The 19,739-nt window shown below is 66.5% G+C and carries 12 protein-coding genes; 7 read left to right on the top strand and 5 right to left on the bottom strand.

The window, feature by feature from the left end; genetic code table 11:
* Positions 1-137 precede the first annotated feature (137 nt).
* The 3 genes from AC1RJ5_RS00005 to AC1RJ5_RS00015 are packed head-to-tail and all read right to left on the bottom strand — an operon-like array spanning position 138 to position 4,209.
* On the bottom strand, positions 138-899 hold the full coding sequence (locus AC1RJ5_RS00005; protein ID WP_493110994.1) for a creatininase family protein: 762 nt from the start codon (positions 897-899) through the stop codon (positions 138-140).
* Entirely contained in the window at positions 896-2,458 is a 1,563-nt protein-coding gene (locus AC1RJ5_RS00010) for a benzoate-CoA ligase family protein (protein ID WP_493110996.1), read from the bottom strand. The genes AC1RJ5_RS00005 and AC1RJ5_RS00010 overlap by 4 nt, the downstream gene beginning before the upstream one ends.
* Before the next feature lie 56 nt (positions 2,459-2,514).
* A complete protein-coding gene (locus AC1RJ5_RS00015) occupies positions 2,515-4,209 on the bottom strand; it encodes a DUF885 family protein (RefSeq protein WP_493110998.1) in 1,695 nt (564 codons plus the stop codon).
* 476 nt (positions 4,210-4,685) lie between these two features.
* On the opposite strand from AC1RJ5_RS00015, the gene AC1RJ5_RS00020 reads away from it, so the two are divergent.
* The 7 genes from AC1RJ5_RS00020 (at position 4,686) to AC1RJ5_RS00050 (ending at position 16,129) form a co-directional block, all read left to right on the top strand.
* On the top strand, positions 4,686-7,532 hold the full coding sequence (locus AC1RJ5_RS00020; RefSeq protein ID WP_269575655.1) for a TonB-dependent receptor plug domain-containing protein: 2,847 nt from the start codon (positions 4,686-4,688) through the stop codon (positions 7,530-7,532).
* Positions 7,533-7,625: 93 nt separating this feature from the next.
* A complete protein-coding gene (locus AC1RJ5_RS00025; RefSeq protein WP_493111000.1) occupies positions 7,626-9,833 on the top strand; it encodes a S9 family peptidase in 2,208 nt (735 codons plus the stop codon).
* Position 9,834: 1 nt separating this feature from the next.
* The gene (locus AC1RJ5_RS00030; protein ID WP_493111002.1) at positions 9,835-11,520 is read left to right on the top strand and encodes a DUF885 family protein; all 1,686 of its coding nucleotides are present in this window, start codon (positions 9,835-9,837) and stop codon (positions 11,518-11,520) included.
* A 14-nt stretch (positions 11,521-11,534) separates the two neighbouring features.
* Positions 11,535-12,014 (top strand): DUF3830 family protein, encoded by a 480-nt coding sequence (locus AC1RJ5_RS00035; protein WP_269575652.1) that lies wholly within the window; start codon positions 11,535-11,537, stop codon positions 12,012-12,014.
* A 13-nt stretch (positions 12,015-12,027) separates the two neighbouring features.
* The gene (locus AC1RJ5_RS00040) at positions 12,028-12,927 is read left to right on the top strand and encodes a bile acid:sodium symporter family protein (protein ID WP_269575651.1); all 900 of its coding nucleotides are present in this window, start codon (positions 12,028-12,030) and stop codon (positions 12,925-12,927) included.
* 168 nt (positions 12,928-13,095) lie between these two features.
* Positions 13,096-14,397, top strand: coding sequence for an NAD(P)/FAD-dependent oxidoreductase (locus AC1RJ5_RS00045; RefSeq protein ID WP_493111005.1), 1,302 nt, complete (start codon positions 13,096-13,098; stop codon positions 14,395-14,397).
* Between the two features lie 16 nt (positions 14,398-14,413).
* The gene (locus AC1RJ5_RS00050; protein ID WP_493111007.1) at positions 14,414-16,129 is read left to right on the top strand and encodes a DUF885 domain-containing protein; all 1,716 of its coding nucleotides are present in this window, start codon (positions 14,414-14,416) and stop codon (positions 16,127-16,129) included.
* 56 nt (positions 16,130-16,185) lie between these two features.
* On the opposite strand, the gene AC1RJ5_RS00055 is transcribed toward AC1RJ5_RS00050, so the two are convergent.
* The gene (locus AC1RJ5_RS00055) at positions 16,186-17,616 is read right to left on the bottom strand and encodes an indolepyruvate oxidoreductase subunit beta family protein (protein ID WP_493111009.1); all 1,431 of its coding nucleotides are present in this window, start codon (positions 17,614-17,616) and stop codon (positions 16,186-16,188) included.
* Positions 17,616-19,739 (bottom strand): thiamine pyrophosphate-dependent enzyme, encoded by a 2,124-nt coding sequence (locus AC1RJ5_RS00060; RefSeq protein WP_493111011.1) that lies wholly within the window; start codon positions 19,737-19,739, stop codon positions 17,616-17,618. The genes AC1RJ5_RS00055 and AC1RJ5_RS00060 overlap by 1 nt, the downstream gene beginning before the upstream one ends.

Consider the following 19,739-nt stretch of genomic DNA (forward strand, 5'->3'; position numbering starts at 1 on the left):
CGGGATGGAGCAGCCCGGTAGCTCGTCAGGCTCATAACCTGAAGGTCGCAGGTTCAAATCCTGCTCCCGCAACCAACGTGCCAATAACAAAAACCCCGCAAGTCCAGCGACTTGGCGGGGTTTTGTTTTATCTGCTCTCAGCGGCTCGGATCGGATTTTCCGGCGGCGCCTATCGCGCGAACCAGGGCTTCCGCCATGATCGCGGACGTCCGTTCGCCTTCCTCCGCCGTGGCGTGCGCGGGATCGCCGAAATAGGCCTCGGGGCCACCTGCCTCGGCGAAGGTCCGCGCGCCCGCCGCGAAGGCCGTGACCAGGCTGGACGGGTTGTGGCGAAGGTTCCGGCAGGTCGCCGCATCGACCAGGTCGGGCCGGTCGGCGAGCACGAGGCTGGTTTCGAACTGGCCGGCATGGCAGGCACCGGACACGAATTCCGCCGTCAGCTCGGCCGCGAGCGCCCGCCGGGTGAAATCCGGAAAGGCGAGGGCCAGCCCGAGCGCTTCCACCGCGGGGACCAGGTTCCGTAGCATCGCGACATTGGCTGGATCGAAATGGCTGTTCGCCAGCGCGAGACAGGCAAAGCCCTGCGCCTTCAGGCTGGCGGCGATGTCGAGGATGATCGCGCGCGCGGTCGCCTCGCCGATCGAAATCGTGCCGGCGAACTCCTCGGCATAATGCGCCGGGGCATAGGCAAGCGCGGGCAGCACGAAGCCGTGCATGCCCTGTGCCTCGAGCAGCGCCGCGGCGCGCCGGGCCATGCCTTCGGAAATGATCACGTCGGTGCACAGCGGCAGATGCGGCCCATGCGCCTCGACCGCGCCGAGCGGCAGGATCGCGACGACCGGTCGGCCGCTTGCCAGCGCCGCCTGCACCTGCGTCCAGGGCAGATCGCCGAGCATCATCGATAAATCTCCCGCAGCTTCTTGCGATCGATCTTGTCGCGGTCGTTCCGCGGCAGCGGCACGTCGGACAGATAGACCTGGTGCGGCACCTTGTAGCGCGCCAGCCGGCCGCGGGCGAATTCCAGCACCTCCGCGCTCAGTGCGTCCCCGGCGGCCTCGCGCGGGACGATCACCACCACCGGCTTCTCCAGCCCGTTCGCATCGGCCCGGCCGAACACGCAGCATTCGAGCACTGCCGGATGCTCGCTCAGGCATCCCTCGACCTCCAGCGGGCTGACATAGATGCCGCCACTCTTGATCATGTCGTCGCCGCGACCCTCATAATACCAATATCCCCCGGCATCGCGGCGGAACAGGTCGCCGCTGACGATCGCGCCGCCGCCCAGGTGCCGCTTCGATTTGGCATAGTCGCCGTGATAATAGAGCGCGGCGGAATCTCCGCGAATGCGCAGCACGCCGATCTCGCCGCCGGCGATCGGCATGCCGGCATCGTCGAGCAGGTCCGCCTCATAGCCGGGCACCAGCTTGCCCAGGCTCCCTGGCCTTATGTCGCCGGGCCGGTTGCTGATATAGATGTGGAAGCTCTCCGCGCTGCCGATCCCGTCGATGATCGGCACGCCGAAGCGCGCGTTCCAGCGTTCGTGCAGCTCGCGCGGCAGCGCCTCGCCCGCGCTCCACATCATCCGGATGCTCGACAGGTCGGGCGCCTGCGCCTCGGCCTCGAGCATCTTGTTGATCAGCGTCGGCACATTGGTGAGCACGGTCGGCCGATGCCGCGCGACCAGCGCGAACAGATTCTCCGGCGTCGGCTGCTCGCGCGCCAGGATCGCGGTCGCGCCCACCGCGAAGGGGAACATCAGGTTGGTGCCGGTCGCATAGCCGAAATAGAGTCGCGGGCCGGACAGGGTGATGTCGTTCTCCGCCATGCCGATGAAGCGCCTGGCATAGACTTCGGTGTTGTAGGCGAAGTGGAAATGGCAGTGGACCGCGCCCTTGCTCTGCCCGGTGGTACCGCTGGTGAACAGCCACACGGCGGGATCGTCCTTGCGCGTCGGCCAGGGCGGTGGGGCAGCGGGCTCAGTCGCGGCGATCCAGCGGTCGAACCCCGGCAGCCCGGGCGCCTCGCCGACCAGGATGACCGATCCCGGATCCTGGCAATGCCGCGCGCCCTCCCGTGCCGCCTCGAACGCCACCAGGCTGGTCTCGTCGATGAAGGCGAACTGCGGCTTCACATAGCCGAGATAGTAGGCATAGTCGCTCGCCGGCAGCATCGGGTTGATCTGGGTGACCACCGCGCCCGCCTTGATCGCGCCGAACCAGGCATAGACGAACTCGGGGCAGTCGCGCATGCACAGCAGCACCCGCTGCTCGGGCAGCAGGCCGCCGGCGAGCAGCCGCTCGGCGACGCGGGTGACGTTGGCCGCCACCTCGTCATAGCTGATCGCCCGATCCTCGAAGAGCAGCGCGGTCTTCCCCCCGCGCCCGGCCTCCACATTCGCGAACACGAAATAGTCCGCCATGTTGAAGGCATCGGGGAAAGCGGGGAGCGGTTCCGTCATGTCCGGATGATTGGAGAGCCGGGCGCTTTCGTCAATCCGGTAACGAGTGATACGATCTACCGCGCCACCGCCGACAGCGGCACATGGCGCCAGAAATTGCGGACCTCGTCGTCATAGCCGGTCAGGTCGTAGCGCAGCAGCGACACCGGCAGCCGCCCGGTGTTCATCAGATAGTCGTGATAGTCGCGGATCGAGAATTTGTCGCCGAGCTGGCGGCGGCGATCGACCAGCAGCTTCTGCAGCTGCATCGCCCCGATCGTATAGGTCATGCCATAGCCCGGCGGGCGGCGGATATAGATGCCGGCATCGGTGCGCGCGACATTGTCGTCGAGGTACGGCGTCCATTCCTTCCAGAAGGCCATGGTCTGCGGCACGGTCATCTCGTTGCGCTGCATCTTCACGTCGCCGATCGTCCGCGCCGCGCGGAACAGGCCGAAGATGTAGATCAGCTCGCGGGTGCGCGGCCGGTCGTCGAACAGGCCGAGCTGCAGCGCGCTCTCCTCCAGGTAGAAGCCCCAGCCTTCGGTGCGCCCGCTGTCGCTCACCTTGCTGCGGATCGGATCGGTCACCCGCTTGCCGGTCATCCCGTCGAAGCGGTGGCCGGGGAAGGTGGCGTGGAGATGATCGGGGGAGGCGTCGCGGAACTGGATTTGCTCCCAGAACATCGGCCCCGTCGGCCGCACGATCCACGGCGCGTTGAAGCCCACTTCCTGATAGGTGCCCGGGATATAGTCGGGGATCGTCACGATCTCCTCGTCCTTCAGCCACTTCCGGATCTTGGCGTCGGTGCCCGCGAGCTGCGCCTCATATTCCGCGCCCGATCTGGGCAGCGCCAGTTCGGGCAGCTTGCGGTTGCGGTGCCGCTCCGTGGTGTAGTCGGCCCAGAATCGGGTGAGCTCGCGCTCGGCCAGAGTCACCACCTCGTCGGAAGTGTAGGGCATCAGCCGGACATTGGTGAGGAACCAGTCATAGGCCGGCTTGCCGACCCCGGCATGCGCGGTCATCGCCGGGCGCCCGGCCGTCAGCCAGTCGCGGAACCCCCGGATCGCGGTCTCGGCCGCCTTGATGTCGCCGAGCAGCGCGGGCTGCCGCTTCTGCGCCCGCCCGTGCAGGTCCGCGAACCAGCCGATCAGCCCCTCCGGCTCGACCGCGCGATAGGGCATGCCGTGCCCCACGCCGTCGCCGTGCGACAGGCTGTGCAGCGCGAGATCGGCATAGTCGGCGGCAACCGAGTCGAGATTGACCCTGGCCTGCGACAGATAGGCCGGGATCGCCTTCAGCCGCGCCTGGAAGCTCGCCAGCGCCTCCCCCTTGAGCGGCAGCTCGGTATAGGCCAGCCGCTGCAGCTCATCGACATACATGCCGGGATCGCGCGCCCAGGGCTTGAGGATGTTCAGGCTGAAATCCTGCAGGTCCATCTGCGCGCGCACCGCGAGATAATCGACCTGCTGATGCCGGTCCCAGCTCGCCACCGCGAAATCGGGAAGCCTGGCCTGGAAGTCGCGCAGCTCGGCGCGGCGCTTCTCCACCGCGGCGGGGCTGTAGTCGACCACGCCGTTCACCGCCCTGGGCTTGCTCCACGCATCGAAGGCAGTGAACAGCGCGACGAGATCGGCATGGCTGCCCTTGCCCCGGGGCGGGCCGTCGGGCTGCGGCGCTGCCTGCTGCGCGATCGCCGGGGCGATGCCGAGCCCCGCCGGCAGGGCGCTCCCGGCCAGGAGCAGAGCGATCCCCAATGTCCTTGCGCGCATGTCAGCCTCCCTCGCGATGGTTCGCCGCGCGGCGCCCGTTCGGCCGCGCTCCGTTCGTATAAAACGAAAAACACGTGATTTGTAATACGATGCTCGGCGAATGCGCACTGGTCAAGAGGCACCGAATCGGTGTTATCTCCGAGGCATGTGGGGCGCAGTCGACCGGTCCGAAGTGGTGCGAATCGGCAGAAAACTGCGGATTCCTCTCCGGTATCCGCTGCTTTCCGGGCGGTTCGATCGGTGCGGCCGGGCTAGGTCGAGCCGCTTGGATGCCAGGAAAAAACCGTGCGCAATCGCGGGCTTCGCGGCATCTTTGTTACCAGAAAGCGACACTTTTCACATTTTTTCGCTACCCCGAATTGACCCCAATCAATCGATATGCTCAAAATCACGCACTTGTTCACAGAAATGGACGCGGCAAACGACGTCCGGACGTAACGAGGCAGGCGGGCATATCCATTCGGGGAGACACGATCATGGGCAGTAAGCGGGTAGCGGTGATGCGGGCGGGATTGCGGGGCGGTTCCGCGCTGCTCGCCACGATGATGATGATGGGCACGGCGTTCGCGCAGACCGCCGAGCCGGAAGGTGAAACCAGCGAGGCGATCGTCGTCACCGGTTCGCGCATTCCGCGTCCGGACGTGGACTCGAACAGCCCGGTCAACGTCATCGGCAGCGAGGAAATCAAGCAGACCGCCACTGCCGAGACCGAGCAGCTGCTCAACGCGCTGCCCCAGGCGGTCGCCGGCTCGGGTGCCCAGTCGAACGCCGGCAACGGCTCGGCCACGGTCAACCTGCGCAATCTCGGCGCCGCGCGCACCCTGGTGCTGCAGAATGGCCGCCGCATCGTCGGCGCCAGCCAGGACGGCGTCGTCGACATCAACATGATCCCGCCCTCGATGATCGAGCGGATCGAAGTCGTCACCGGCGGCGCCTCGGCCGTGTACGGCTCGGACGCGATGGCCGGCGTGGTCAACTTCGTCACCAAGACGAACTTCGAGGGGCTGGAGGTCAGCGGCCAGTACGGCCTCACCGATCGCGGCGATGCCGATCGCTACAACATCGACTTCACCGTCGGCGGCAATTTCGACGATGGCCGCGGCAACATCGTGTTCAACGGCAGCTATTATGACCGCGGCATCGTCAAGGGTTCGGCCCGCGCGCATGCCTCGCTCTACCTGGTCGATGCGGTGCAGGGCGGGAAGGGCGTGCTCGTCCCCGGCGGCAACGGCGTCACGCCGCAGGGCACGATCTTCACCCCGGCGCTGGTCGGCAAGGTCGATCCGTACGGCAACACGATCGGCACCGCCGGCATCTTCTTCGCGCCGGAGGGCTGGCGCGCCTACAAGACCAGCGACGGTTTCAACGATCGCCCCTACACCAACCTCCAGATGCCGATGAAGCGCTGGTCGGGCGCGCTGACCGGTCACTATGACGTGACCGACAACATCACTGCCTTCTGGGAAGGCAATTACGTCCGCAGCGAGATCAACTCGACGCTGGGCGCGGTGCCGATGAGCAGCTCGGGCTTCCTGCCGAACTTCCAGTTCGACCTGCGCAATCCCTATCTGTCGTCCTCGCTGCGCGAGTTCCTGCGCACCAATCTCGATGCCGATGGCGACAATCTCGTCTCGCTCAACATCAATCGCCGCCTGCTCGATTTCGGCTCGCGTACCGATGACCAGACCCGCGAATTCTCGCGCTATGTCGTCGGCCTGCGCGGGGCACTCACCGACAAGTTGAACTGGGAAGCCTTCTACAATCAGGGCCATGTCCGGATCACCGAAGTCCAAGGCGGCGGCGTCCTGATCGACAATTTCGCCAACGCGTTCCTGACTAACCCCAGCAATCCCTATGATTGCCTCACCACCGACACGCGCTGCGTCACGATCAACCCGTTCGGGCTGATGTCGATGACCAAGCCGATGATCGACTACATCTACACCAACCTCACCAACATCACCGTCCTCGATCAGAAGCAGGCCGGCGCCAGCATCACCGGCACGCTGTTCAAACTGCCGGCGGGCAATGTCGGCATCTCGGTCGGCGCCGAATATCGCAAGGAAAGCTCCACCTTCACGCCCGACCAGCTCTACATCCAGGGCAAGGCGCTCTCGCGCTCGGCGGGCATCCAGGCGACCGGCGGCAGCTTCGACGTCAAGGAAGTCTATGGCGAGCTCGTCGTGCCGATCCTGGCCGACATGCCGCTGGTGCACATGCTCTCGTTCGAAGGCGGCATCCGCTATTCGGACTATTCGACCGCGGGCGGCGTGACTTCGTGGAAGGCGGGTGGCGAGTATTCGCCGGTCAAGGGCCTCAAGATCCGCGGCCTCTATCAGCGTGCCGTGCGTGCGCCGAACGTGGTCGAGCTCTATTCGGGTGCCACCAACACCGCGCCGCAGGCGACCGACTTCTGCAACGCCACCGGTGCCAACCGCACCGCGGCCGAGCGGACCTTCTGCGTCAGTTCGCTGGGCGTGCCGTCGAGCGTGATCGACGTGTTCCAGCAGGAGAATGTCCAGATCCGCGCGATCACCGGCGGCAATCCGAACCTGCAGGAGGAAACCTCGGACACCTGGTCGCTCGGTGCGGTCTTCCGTCCGGACTTCGTGCCTAACCTCCAGCTCACCGTCGACTATTACAACATCAAGATCGACGGTGCGATCGCGGCGTTCGGCGGTGGCCTCCAGTCGGTCATCACCGCCTGCCGTGCCAACCTGTCGATGAGCAACGTCTTCTGCCAGCCGCTCAACCACCGCTCGTCGGACGGCCAGCTCTATGACGTGCCGCTGCTCAACGCGAACATCGCCTCGATGGAGACGTCGGGCGTCGATTTCCGGCTCGACTACAAGTACGACACCGGCTCGTTCGGCAGCCTCAGCTATTATCTGGCCGGCAGCTACCTCATCAAGAGCGTGGTCCAGAGCAGCCCGATCGTCGCGGCGATCGATTGCGCGGGCTATATCGGCGGCGGCAGCTGCGGCAACGCCAACCCCAAGTGGCGCTTCACCCAGCGCCTGACCTGGGACGTGACCGATGCCTTCCAGGTCTCGCTGCGCCACCGCTTCATCGGCTCGGTGAAGGACGGGCGCATCGCGGCGGCCAAGGCTTCGGGCGCGGCGATGCCGCTGCTCGCGGTGCCGGAGACCGGCCAAATCAGCTATTTCGATCTGAGCGCGTCCTACGACATCGACAAGTCGCTCAGCATCTATGGCACGATCGACAATCTCGGCGATCACAACCCGCCGTTCCAGCTCTACGAGCGGGATACCTATGACGCGATCGGCCGCCGCTTCACGGTTGGTTTCCGCAAGCGGTTCTGAGGCCTAGTCCGGCGGCGGCGGGCGGGCCGTCGTCGCCGGCAACCGGCTCTTCGGGGCCGGACGCGACGACAAGTGAGTGAAGGTGCTGGGAAGATGATGAAGTTCCGCGTTTCCGTCCGTGCGATGTCGGTGGCCCTGGCGATCGCATCGCTGAGTGCGGCGCCTTCCGCATCGGCCCAGCAGTCCCAGTTCGCCGGCACCAGTCTCTCGCTCGACGAGCTGTATCGCTACAAGAGCCTCGTCGGCCTTGAGCCGCTGGGCTATAGCTGGGCAGCGGACAGCAGCGCGGTGCTCTTCCTGTGGAACGATGAAGGCTATTCGTTCCGCGACATCTGGTCCTACTCGCCCAAGACCGGCCAGAAGACCCGCCTGACCTTCCTCGGCAAGGACTCCAAGCCCGAGGCCGAGGCGAAGGGCATCGCCCAGGCGGTGTTCCTCTCGAACGGCCGCATCGCCTTCACGCTCGGCGGCCAGCTCCATATCCGCGAGGCCGACGGCACGGTGGTGAAGGCCGAAGCCGACAAGCGCGGCATCCGCAAGCTCACCGTTTCGCCCGACGGTTCCAAACTCGCCTTCCTCGCCGCGGCACCCGCCGGCACGCCCGTCGCGGGCGGCGGCCAGCTCTGGGTCCGCGACGCCGCGGCAGGCGAGGGCGCCACCGCCACGCGCCTCGCCGGCAGCGACGATCCCAAGCTCTATATCGAGGACTTCAAATGGGCCGATAGCGGCAAGGCGATCGCCTTCCAGCAGGCCGACGACCGCGCCATGCCCGAGCGCGACATCTATTACGACGCCAAGGGCAAGCTCCAGAACAACCGCGTGATCCGCGCCTTCCCGGGCGAGGAGACCAGCAAGACGACGATCGGCCTCGTCAGCCTCGCCGGCGGCCAGCCCCGCCTGTTCGAGCGCCCCGACGCCAAGCATGATGTCTGGGGCTATGGCCTGTCGCATGACGGCAAGCGGCTGTTCGTCAGCAGCGCCGACATGGAGGCCAAGGAACACACCATCTATCTCTACGACGCCGCCACCGGCGCCCGCGAGACCTTCTACCAGCTGCGCGAGCCGAAGCATCTCCGCCCCGACTGGAAGGTCGCCTGGGCGCCGGGCGATGATGGCCTGATCATCCTCACCGATCGCGACGGCTGGCTCCAGCTCTACCACCAGCGCAAGGCCGGCGAGGCCCCGCGCCAGATCACCAGCGGCAAATGGGAAATCGCGTCGTTCGAAGTCGATGACAAGAACAAGCAGCTCTATTTCACCGCCAACAAGTCCGCGCTGCAGGACCGACAGCTCTACCGCGTGGCCGTAGCGGGCGGAAAGATCGAGCAGCTCAGCGGCCCGGCGGGCGGTACCCATGAGCCGGTCTATTCCCCCGATTTCAGCCGCATCGCCGACTGGTACAGCAATGACGACCTGCCGCCCGAGCTGTTCGTCATCGACACCGCGAAGCCCGGCAAGGCAGCGCAGGTCACCAAATCGCCTCAGCCCGATTTCTACGGCCAGACCTGGGCGAAGACGCGCTACGTCCAGTTCCCCAGCCATGTCGACGGGATGAACCTGCTCGGCCGGGTGAGTGTCCCCGCCAATTTCGACCCCGCCAGGAAATACCCGGTCATCGTCGGCTCGGTCTATTCGGACGCGGTCCACAACCAGTGGGGCGGCCGCCGCGCCCACCCGACCTGGGGGCTCGACCAGTATTTCGTCGCGCAGGGCTATATCGTCCTGACCGTCAACATCCGCGGCTCCTGGGGGCAGGGGCGCGACCATAACCAGACGCAGTACGAGAGCTATGGCGAGACCGACATCAACGATCTCGAGAGCGGCGTCCGCTATCTGATCGCCCAGGGCTATGCCGATCCCAGGCGCATCGGCATCTGGGGCTCGAGCTATGGCGGGCTGATGACGATCATGTCGCTGTCGAAGAAGCCCGGCCTCTATGCCGCGGGCATCGCCGGCGCGCCGGCCACCAATGTCTGGCACGCCTTCCCGGCGCAGATGTGGATCATGGGGCCGCCCGACGGCCCGGACATGCCCAAGCGCTACGAGGCGCAGTCGGCGCTCTATCAGGCCAAGGGGATCAGGGACCCGCTGATGATCATCCACGGCACCCGCGATTCCGTCGTGCTCTATTCGGACACGATGGCGCTGGCCGAGCAGATGATCCAGCGCGAGCAGATGTTCGAACTGGTGACGCTGCCCGGCGCCAACCATCCCTGGGACGCCGAGAACATTCCGCAGACCCGCTTCTCGTTCAAGAAGATGGTCGAGTTCTTCGATCGCAACGTGAAGAACCGGAAATAACATGCTGCGTCGGGGCATCGCGGTTCTGATCGGAGGCGCCACCCTGCTGGTTGCCCCAGTGGCTGCCGTGCCGGCGGCTGCCCAGCCGGCCGTCCAGCAGCTCGGCGCCGATTTCTGGGCGTGGCGCGGCACCACCCAGCCCGCGAGCAGCGACGACATCCCGCGCATCGTCCGCCCCGCCGGCTGGCTGCCCGACTGGTCGCCCGCTGCTATTGCCGCCCAGCGCAAGCAACTCGCCGCGTTCGAGGCGCGCTGGAAGGCGCTGGAGACCGCCCCCCAAAGCATCAGCGAGAAGGTCGATTACCGGCTGGTCGGCTCGGCGCTGGCCCGGGTCCACTGGGAAATGGACCATATCGCCGCCTGGCGCCGCCAGCCGCATTTCTACACCGCGCAGGCGCTCAACCCGGTGTTCGAGCTGCTGCTGCCCAAACCACCGGTCTCGCATGCACGGCTGGACGAAGTGATCCATCTGCTCGGCAACGCCCCGGCGATCGTCGCTGCCGGCCGCGCCAATCTGGACGACATGCGCGGACCCTTCGTCGATGTCGCGCTCAGCCAGATCGCCGAAGTGCCGGAGAGCCTGCGCGGCATGGCCGCCGGCCTCGCCCCCTATGCCGATGCCGCGCAGAAGAAGCGGCTCAATGCCGTGGTCGAGAAGGCGATCACTGCCTTTGCGGGCTATGCCGAGTTCCTGAAATCCAAGCGCGCCGGCCTGCCCGAGCAGACCGCGGTGGGCCGCGAGTCCTATCTCTATTTCCTCGGCAATGTCGGCATCTATCCCTATTCGCCCGAGCAGCTGGTCGCGATGGGCCGCCAGGAATGGGCGCGCTCGGTGCTGTTCGAAACGCTCGAGCGCAACCGCAATGCCGGGCTCCCCGAGCTGCCGATCGGCGCCTCGATCGGTGCGGTCACCGCGCAGCTCGACGCGGACGAACTCAAGGTCCGCAAGTTCCTCACCGACAAGAACCTCCTGACCGTCCCCGACTGGGTGGGGCATTACAAGGCCCAGCCTTTCCCCGCCTATCTCGCGCCGATCGGCTGGCTGGGCCGCACCTTCGATTTCACCAGCATCGATCGGACAGGGGATGACGCGACCGTCTATCTCCCCGATCCCTCGCCCAAGCTCGGCTATTTCAACCTCTCGATCGCGCGCGATCCACGGCCGATCATCGTCCATGAAGGCGTGCCCGGCCATTTCTTCCAGCTCAGCCTCAGCTGGCGGAACCCCGATCCGCTGCGCCGCCGCTATTATGACAGTGGCGCCAATGAGGGCACCGGCTTCTATGCCGAAGAGATGATGCTCCAGGCCGGCTTCTGGGCCGATGCGCCCAAGACGCGTGAGATCATCTACAATTTCGCGCGATTGCGTGCCCTTCGGGTCGAAGTGGACGTGAAGCTGGCGCTAGGTGAATTCACCATCGCCCAGGCTGCCGAGTATCTGGAGAAGATGATCCCGATGGATCCGGCCACCGCGCACGAGGAAGCGACCTTCTTCGCCGCCGCGCCGGGCCAGGCGATCAGCTACCAGATCGGCAAGATGCAGACGACCGAGTTCCTTGCGGAAGCCCGGGTGCGCGAAGGCAAGTCCTTCGATCTCAAGCGCTTCCACGATTATCTCTGGACCAACGGCAATGTGCCGATCGCACTCCAGAAGGAAGAATATCTGTCGATGGCGACGGGCGAATAGGGGGCATGCTTTCGATGGATCTGGTAAAGTTCACGGAGCCGAAATCGGGGCTGTCGGCGCGCTGCCGTCTGCTTCCGCAAGCGGCGCCTTTATCCTGTGAGTTCCTGCGCGATCTCGCCAATCGCCGCGCCTCGTTCGAGGCGATGCACGCGATCTGGACCGGCCCGGAGATCTCGATCCCGATGCCCTCGGCATCGCTGCCGGAAGGGATGGCCCAGCCGCCGATCCCGGCCGAGAACGCCACTTCCTATCCCGGCGCGGGCGACATCGTGCTCGCTTATCTCGCTGCCGGCAGCACCCAGGGCCTGCCGCCCGGCCCGTTCTACGACATCGGCATCTTCTATGGTGCCGGGGGCCGGCTGCTGATGCCGTTCGGCTGGATCCAGGCCAATGTCTGCGCCCGCATCCTCGACGAGGATCTGGAGAAGGCCGTCGCGGATTGCCGCACGATCCGCCGGAACGGCGCCTGCACCATCACTGTCGAACCGGCCTGAGGGGGAGCGGGACATGACCTATGCCGATCTGATGTCCTTCCTCGGGCACTGGGTGCTTCCCGGCTCGCTGATCGCGATCATGGCCTCGATGGGCCTGTCGCTCACCGCCGAGGATTTCCGCCAGGTGTTCCGCAACAAGCGCGCGCTGATTTTCGGCGTCTGCTCGATGCTGATCGTCCCGCCGGCGATCGGGCTCACCCTCGCGCTAACCGTTGCGCCCACGCCGGCGCTGGCGGTCGGCTTCGTGCTGCTCGCCACCACGCCTGGCGGCATGCTCTCCAATTTGTTCACCGACATGGCCAAGGGCGATCTCGCCCTCTCGATGTCGATGACGCTGCTGCTCAGCATGATCTACATCTTCGCCGTGCCCTTCTACGCGCATTTCGCGCTGGCCCATTTCATGGGGCTCGAAGCCGATGTGAAGGTGCCGCTGGCGTCCTTCTTCTGGGATATCTTCTCGATCACCGTGCTGCCCGCCGCCGCCGGCTTCACGCTGCGGGCGCTGCGCCCGGCCTTCGCGATCGCCTTCAAGAAATATCTCAAGAACATCGCGATGGTCGTGCTGTTCAGCGCCTTCGGCCTGATCCTGTTCGATCAGGTGCCGGTGCTGCGCGAAAATCTCGGCGCGCTGTTCTGGATCACCGTCGCGCTCAACCTGATCATGGTCTGCGTGGTGATGACTATCGTGCGCTTCGCCGGCTTCACCCGGCGGGAGAATATCGCGATCGGGATCGAGCATCTGATGCGCCAGGAGGGCACTGCGATCTTCATCGCGGTCAGCATCGTCGGCAACAACCAGATGTCGCTCCCGATGATCATGAACACGCCGGTCGCGCTCTGCTTCGTGCTGGCCTTCGTCGCCATCGCCCGCCGCACCGAGCGGGCGGGGAGGGCCGAGCCCGCCATCGCCTGACCCGCATCCAACCAACACCGCCCCTTTGAGGGGCAGAGAGACACCGCTCCCTTGCCGGAGCGAACAGAGAGTTCAGGATTACATGCAAACGTCCCGTATCACGGACGTCGCGGGGGAGCTTTTGCCCTTCGCGCCGGCCTCCGGCTTCGCCCCTGGAAAGGCGTGGTGATGGAGCATCAGCCCATTTCCCGTCGCGAAGGCGATGGGCCGTCGCTGGCGCCGGTCTGGGTCGCCACCGCGGCGCCGGGCCCCGATCTCGCGCCGCTGGCAACCGAGGTCGAGGCCGAGGTGCTGGTCATCGGCGGCGGCATCGCCGGCATGACCACCGCGCTCCACCTGGCCGAGGCAGGCGTCGACACGGTGCTGGTCGAAGCCGGCCAGCCCGGCGACCAGGCGACCGGCTGGAGCGGTGGCCTCGTCGCCCCCGATTATATCCGCCACACCCCCGAGACGATCGGCCCGGTGCTCGGCCGGCTGCGCGGCGAGCGGCTTACCCGGATGATCGGTGGCTCGGCCCGCGCGGTGTTCGATCTGATCGCCCGCCACGGCATCGACTGCGACGCCCGGCAGGACGGCTTCTACACGCCCGCCCATACCGAGCATCTCGCCCAGAACCAGCGCAGCTATGCCAATCAGTGGCAGTCGCGCGGCTATGACGTCAGCTTTGTCGAGGCGCGCGAGGCCCGGCATCGCTTCGGCGTCGATCGTTATTGCGGCGCGCTGCGCTTCGGCGAGGGCGGCAGCATCAATCCGCTCGGCTATGTCCGCGGCATCGCCCGTGCCGCGCTCAAACAGGGCGCCCGCCTGTTCGCCCAGAGCCCGGTCGAGGCGTTGGCGTTCGAGGGTGGCCGCTGGATCGCCCGCACGCCCGGCGGCGCGGTCTCGGCCCGGCGCGTCGTGCTGGCGGCCAATGGCGGCAATGCGGCACTGCATCCCGCGCTCAAGCGCACGGTATTGCCGCTCAACGTCATCCAGTTCGCCACCGCGCCGCTCAGCGCCAGCCAGCGCGAGACGATCCTGCCCGAAGGCGGCGCCTTTACCGACAAGGTGCCCTATCTCTTCACCGCCCGGCTCGATGCGCAGGGGCACCTGATCTCGGCCTTCCCGATGTCGTTCCTCGTCACCGGCGGCAAGGCGCATCTGCGCGAGGCGGAGCGCCGGCTGAAGCAGCATTTCGCCGCGATGCCCGATCCGCGGATCGACTATATCTGGCACGGCCTGGCGCAGGTGAACTCGTCCTTCCTGCCCGAGCTCTATGATCTCGGCGACGGTGCGCTGGCGATCCAGGCCGACAATGGCCGTGGCATCGGCATCAACACCCAGCTCGGCATCGAAGTCGCCACCGCGATCGCCACCAACAGCCGCGAGCAGCTCTCGGTCGTGCCGCGCACGCCGCATCCGATCCGGCTCCATGCCGGGGCGACGCTGCTGCCCAAGCTGCTGATGTCGATGGCCCGGATGTCCAACTGAACGAGGGGATTTGCAGATGATCCGGCGCGCGCTCCGACTGTTGCTCCTGCCCGTCGGCGCGATGCTGCTGATCGGCGCGGGTTCTCCCGATCTCGATGCGCTGATCGCCCGGTACGAGGCGTTCACCGCGCGCTTCCCGATGGAGGCGGGGCGCTCCGATCCCTCGCATTCGCCCGAGGGCTGGCCGGACGAGACGCCCGCCGCCATGGCCGCGCGCAAGGCGGAGCTGCTGGCGATCGACAAGGCGCTCGCCGCGCTGCCGGGGGATGTGCGCGCTTCGGAGGACGGAAGGAACCGCGATTTCCTCCGCCAGATCATCGCCTGGCGCGTGGAGGGCATCGATTTCGACGAGCGCCGCTTCGCGTTCGTCGCGCATGAGGGCTTTTACAACACGCCTTACTATACCGCTCGAGGCGTCGAAGTGCGCAGCGAGGCCGATGGCCGGGCCTGGATCGCCCGGCTGCGCGGGGTGCCGGCTTATTTCGAGCAGCAGCGTGCCAATCTCGAACGCGGTATCGCCGCGGGCTGGACCCAGCCTGAGCGGGTGGTCGACGTCGCGGTGGCGGTGCTGCGCAAGCAGGTCGAGCGGCCGGTCGCCGAGGATCCGCTGCTTGCGCCTCTGGACGGAAGAGACGCACTGGTCGCCGAAGCGCGCACCGTCCTGGAACGCGAAATCCGCCCAGCGCAGCGCGCAATTCTGGCCTATATCGACGGCCGCTACCGCGCGCATGCCCGCAAGGGCCTGGGCATCGCAAACATCCGCGGCGGAAGGGACTATTACAGCTTCCTTCTGCGCTATTACACGACCACGGACCTCACCGCCGAACAGGTCCATGCCCTTGGCCTCTCGGAGGTAAAGCGCATCCGGGCCGAGATGGACCGGGTGATCGCCGAATCCGGCTTCAAGGGCAGCTTCACGGCGTGGCTGCGCTACCTTCGCAATGATCCGCGCTTCTATGCGACCAGTCGCGAGCAGCTGATCGAGAAGTACGCCGCCGCCGCCAAGCGCATCGACGGCGTGCTTCCCCGCTGGTTCGGCACCCTGCCGCGCCAGCCCTTCACCGTGGAGCCGGTCCCCCTCGACCTAGAAGAGGGCTACACCACCGCCCGCTCGGGCGGCGGCGACTTCTCCAGGGGCTTCCCCGGCCGCTTCATCGTCAACACCTCGCACCTCGACCAGCGCCCCCTCTACGAGGTGCCCGCGCTCACCCTGCACGAGGCGGCGCCGGGCCATCACACCCATGCCGCGATCGCCCAGGAACATCCCGAATGGCCGAGCTTCCGCCGGCAGCGCGACCTGCTCGCCTTTCGCGAGGGCTGGGCGCTCTATGCCGAGCGGCTGGGGCACGAGATGGGGGTGTACCGCGATCCCTATGAGAAGTTCGGCAGCCTTTCCAACGAGATGTGGCGCGCCTGCCGGATGGTCGTGGACACCGGAATCCATGTCATGGGCTGGAGCTGGGAACAGGCCCGGGCCTGCTTCACCGAGAATACCGCGCTGGCCGACATCAATATCGACACCGAGCTCGCCCGCTATATCGGCGCGCCCGGCGGGGCGGTGGCCTACAAGGTCGGCGAGCTCAGGATCCTCGAGTTGCGCCACCGCGCCGAAAAGGCCCTGGGCGACCGCTTCGACATCCGCGCCTTCCACGACCTGATCCTCGCCCAGGGCCAGCTGCCGATGACGCTGCTGGAGGCGGTGGTAAACGACTGGATTGCATCGAGAGAATAATGCTTATTACCGTCATCCCCGCCTTCGCGGGGATGACGAGGTAGGTGGACAAGCGCCTACGAAGCCAGAGCCTCGCCCAGCGCCACCCCATCCTCATCCGCCAGCGCCGCCTCGCGCAGCCGCCGGATACCGCCCGCATCGAGCCCACCAGCCCGATACCGATCGACGATCCGCTGATAATTGCCGAGCCCCCGCTCGAACGTCTCGCCATAGCCCTTGATCAGCCGCTGGCATCGCACCAGCTCGACCGCGGCATTGGTGTCGCTGGTGCGTACCAAAGTCAGCCATTCCTCGATCCGCGCCTGCTCGATCTGGTAGCGCAGCGTCCCCCGCCGCCAGCGCCGCCATCCGGCCAGCACCGACAGCATGAGGAACCAGCGCAGGCTGGTGGTCTCGACATGTCTTCCCTTGGCAAACAAGGGCTTGAGCCGCCGCGACCAGTCCTCGCTCGCCAGGATGCGCCGTCCGATACCAGCCGGCAGCGTCTCGCAGACTTCCTCCAGCCGCGGGTGCATATATTCGGTCAGCCGGACGATCTGGTCGTCCTTGGCCTTCACCTCGCCCCGCACCCGGGCGAAGCGGGTGGCGCGCACCTTCAGGTCGGCCACGCGGATCGTATCCTCATACGACATCCACAGCGCCAGATGCCGCGCCGCCTCGGTCAGCAGTTCCGGGTTGCCGCCCAGGCTATCGAGCCGGTCGAGATAGAGGCCGGCATAGGCAGCGTCCTGATAGTCCATCAGGCGCCGCACGCCTTCCAGCGCGAAGAACTGTGCCGCATGGGGCAGGTCCGCCTCGATCCGCGCGGCCAGGGCACGCCCGGCCTCGGTGGTGGGCACAACGGCCTGGAATTCCTCCGCCTTCGCCTCCGCGCCACTTCGAGCGGCATCGAATCCGGCCGCAAAGCCCCGCAAATTCGCCTCCACCGCCTTGCCTCCGGCGCGGATCGCGTCTTCGAAGGCGGAGCGCGGGAAGGGCAGGGAACCGCTGCCCGCCAGCGCCCCGAACAGCACCGAGCTGATCACGCTGCCGGTGCGCTCGGCAACGTCCTCCATGTCGAAGCCGATGAAGCGCTTCGACCGTTCTCCGGCGGCAGCCAGGATCCGCTCCGTGCTCGCCCGGCCATCGCCCATCGCCGACTTCTCGGAGATCGCATAGACGCGGTGGGTGGAGCCGATCAGCTCTGTCCGCCTGGTCACGAACCCGCGCAGGATTGCCCGCCCGGCCTCCATCAGTTCGGAAGCGACGACTACATCGACATCTCCCGGCACCGGCGTCAGCGCCAGCACCGGCGCGGTAGTGCCCGCCGGAATCATCTCGATATAATAGATGGTTGCGCCCGTCCGCTGGGCCACGCCGGGCACCGAAGTCCCCTGTGCGACAAAGCCGTTCCGCTCGCCCAGCTGGACGATCCAGTCGGCCAGCACGCCGCCGCCCTGGCCGCCAAGGCCCAGCACCGCGATGGTGATCCGCTTGCGATCGGGCATCAGAAGGCCCTCGCCGCGATGGCGCGGGCGCCGCGCCTTTGCAGGGCAGTGATCATCCAGCCGCGCAGGCGCTGGCGGAGGCGGTCGCGGCGGTCGGGATTGGCAATGACATGGGCCTTGTAGAAGGAAGGGCAGAGCACCGCGGCATGGCTCACCTCGCCGCACACACCGCAGCCGACACAGCTGTTCTCGACATGGGCGACGGGATCCTGGCGCAGCGGATCGGGATTGGGCTTGATCGTCAGCGAAGGGCAACCGGAGAGCCGGATGCAGCTATGGTCACCGGTGCAGGTATCGGGATCGACCCCGAAGCGCTCGCGCACCACGCGCTGGCCCGCCTTCATCGCCTTGGCCAGCTGCGGCTTCACCCTGCGCTGGCGGTTGAGCTGGCATTCGGACTGGGCGACGAGGACCTTGGGTCCCTTCTCCTTGCTCGCCAGCGCCTCGCGGATCGCATCGCGCATGCCGGCGACGTCATAGGTCCGCGTCATCGTCCGCGCCCAGCCGATGCCGACCCCGCGCACCGCCTTCTCGATCGGGTTGTTGGTCTTGCGGCCCGGCGGCTTGGCGCGCGAGGAGAGGATGTCCTGGCCTCCGGTCGCGGCCGAATAGCCATTGTCGACGATGATCGTCAGATTGTCGTCCTGGTTGAAGACGGCATTGCCGATCCCCGAGGTCAGCCCGTTATGCCAGAAGCCGCCATCGCCCATGATCGCGATCGCCCGCTTGTCGCGTGGCTTGAAGGCGGATGCGCCCGCGGTGCCCAGGCCATAGCCCATCGTCGTGTTGCCGATATGGAAGGGCGGCAGGATCGAGAAGAGATGGCAGCCGATATCGGCGGAGACGTGGAAGGCGCCCATCTCCTTCTGCACCAGCTTCATCGCCGAGAAGATCGGCCGCTCCGGGCAGCCGGTGCAGAAGCCCGCGGGCCGCTGCGGCACCGCGCTGGGCGGCAGGGCAGGGGCAGGCTTCTCCACCTCGGCCGGTGCACGCTCCGGCGCGTGCTCGCGCAGGAACTTGGCCACTCCGTCGCGGATCACTGCCCCGCCATATTCGCCGGCGCGCGGCAGCACGTCCTTGCCGATGATCCTTGTATCGAGCCGGGCGCGGCGGACCAGCGTGTTCAGTTCATGCTCGATGAATTCGGGCTGGCCTTCCTCAACCACCAGCACCGCATGTTTCCCTGCACAAAAGTCGCGGACCTCGTCGGGAATCAGCGGATAGGTGACGTTGAGTACATAGACCGGGATCGCGGCATTGCCGTACGCGTCCGACAGGCCGAGCAGCTCGAGCGCGCGGTTAAGCGAGTTGAACAGCCCGCCCTGCACGATGATGCCGATCTCGTCGCTCTCGGGGCCGAAATGCTCGTTGAGCTTGCGCTCCTGAACGAAGCGGATCGCGGCGGGCCAGCGCTGTTCGATCTTCTCGACTTCGTGGAGGAAATTGGCCGGCGGCAGCACGATCCGGTCGGTATCGCGCCTCGGCGCCTCGGCGGCTTCCGAGACGGTCAATGGCGGTCGCTTGTTGTCCTTCGCAACGAAGCTGCCCGTCACATGGCAGGCCCGCACCCGCAGCTCGAGCATCACCGGCGTGTTCGAGGCCTCGGACAGCTCGAAGCCCTTCTCGACCATGTCGACGATCACGGGCAGGCTCGGCCGTGGGTCGAGCAGCCACATCTGCGATTTCATAGCAAAGGCATGGGTGCGCTCCTGCATGATCGAGGAGCCTTCGCCATAATCCTCGCCCAGGATCACCAGCGCCCCACCGGTCACCCCACCCGAAGCGACGTTGGACAGCGCGTCCGAGGCGACATTGGTGCCGACCACCGATTTCCACGCCACCGCGCCGCGCAGCGGATAGTTGACCGAAGCGGCCAGCATCGCCGCCGCCGTCGCCTCGCTTGCAGAACTTTCGAAATGGACGCCGAGCTCGCCCATCAGCTCGTTGGCATCGGCGAACACGTCCATCAAATGGCTGATCGGCGATCCCTGATAGCCGCCGACATAGGCCACCCCAGCCTGGAGCAGCGCCTTGGTGACGGCGAGGATGCCTTCGCCATGGAAGGTCTCGCCGTCTCCCAGCCGCAGTTGCTCCACTTCCGCCTTGAACGAACGCTCGGCCAT

Source organism: Sphingomonas sp. GW822-FHT03G08 (genome assembly GCF_058801135.1).

Coding starts and splice junctions, on each gene's coding strand:
- AC1RJ5_RS00040 (WP_269575651.1), top strand. CDS start 12,028: ATGACCTATGCCGATCTGATGTCCTTCCTCGGGCACTGGGTGCTTCCC.
- AC1RJ5_RS00015 (WP_493110998.1), bottom strand. CDS start 4,209: ATGCGCGCAAGGACATTGGGGATCGCTCTGCTCCTGGCCGGGAGCGCC.
- AC1RJ5_RS00035 (WP_269575652.1), top strand. CDS start 11,535: ATGGATCTGGTAAAGTTCACGGAGCCGAAATCGGGGCTGTCGGCGCGC.
- AC1RJ5_RS00055 (WP_493111009.1), bottom strand. CDS start 17,616: ATGCCCGATCGCAAGCGGATCACCATCGCGGTGCTGGGCCTTGGCGGC.
- AC1RJ5_RS00045 (WP_493111005.1), top strand. CDS start 13,096: ATGGAGCATCAGCCCATTTCCCGTCGCGAAGGCGATGGGCCGTCGCTG.
- AC1RJ5_RS00010 (WP_493110996.1), bottom strand. CDS start 2,458: ATGACGGAACCGCTCCCCGCTTTCCCCGATGCCTTCAACATGGCGGAC.
- AC1RJ5_RS00030 (WP_493111002.1), top strand. CDS start 9,835: ATGCTGCGTCGGGGCATCGCGGTTCTGATCGGAGGCGCCACCCTGCTG.
- AC1RJ5_RS00025 (WP_493111000.1), top strand. CDS start 7,626: ATGATGAAGTTCCGCGTTTCCGTCCGTGCGATGTCGGTGGCCCTGGCG.
- AC1RJ5_RS00020 (WP_269575655.1), top strand. CDS start 4,686: ATGGGCAGTAAGCGGGTAGCGGTGATGCGGGCGGGATTGCGGGGCGGT.
- AC1RJ5_RS00050 (WP_493111007.1), top strand. CDS start 14,414: ATGATCCGGCGCGCGCTCCGACTGTTGCTCCTGCCCGTCGGCGCGATG.
- AC1RJ5_RS00060 (WP_493111011.1), bottom strand. CDS start 19,739: ATGGCCGAGCGTTCGTTCAAGGCGGAAGTGGAGCAACTGCGGCTGGGA.
- AC1RJ5_RS00005 (WP_493110994.1), bottom strand. CDS start 899: ATGATGCTCGGCGATCTGCCCTGGACGCAGGTGCAGGCGGCGCTGGCA.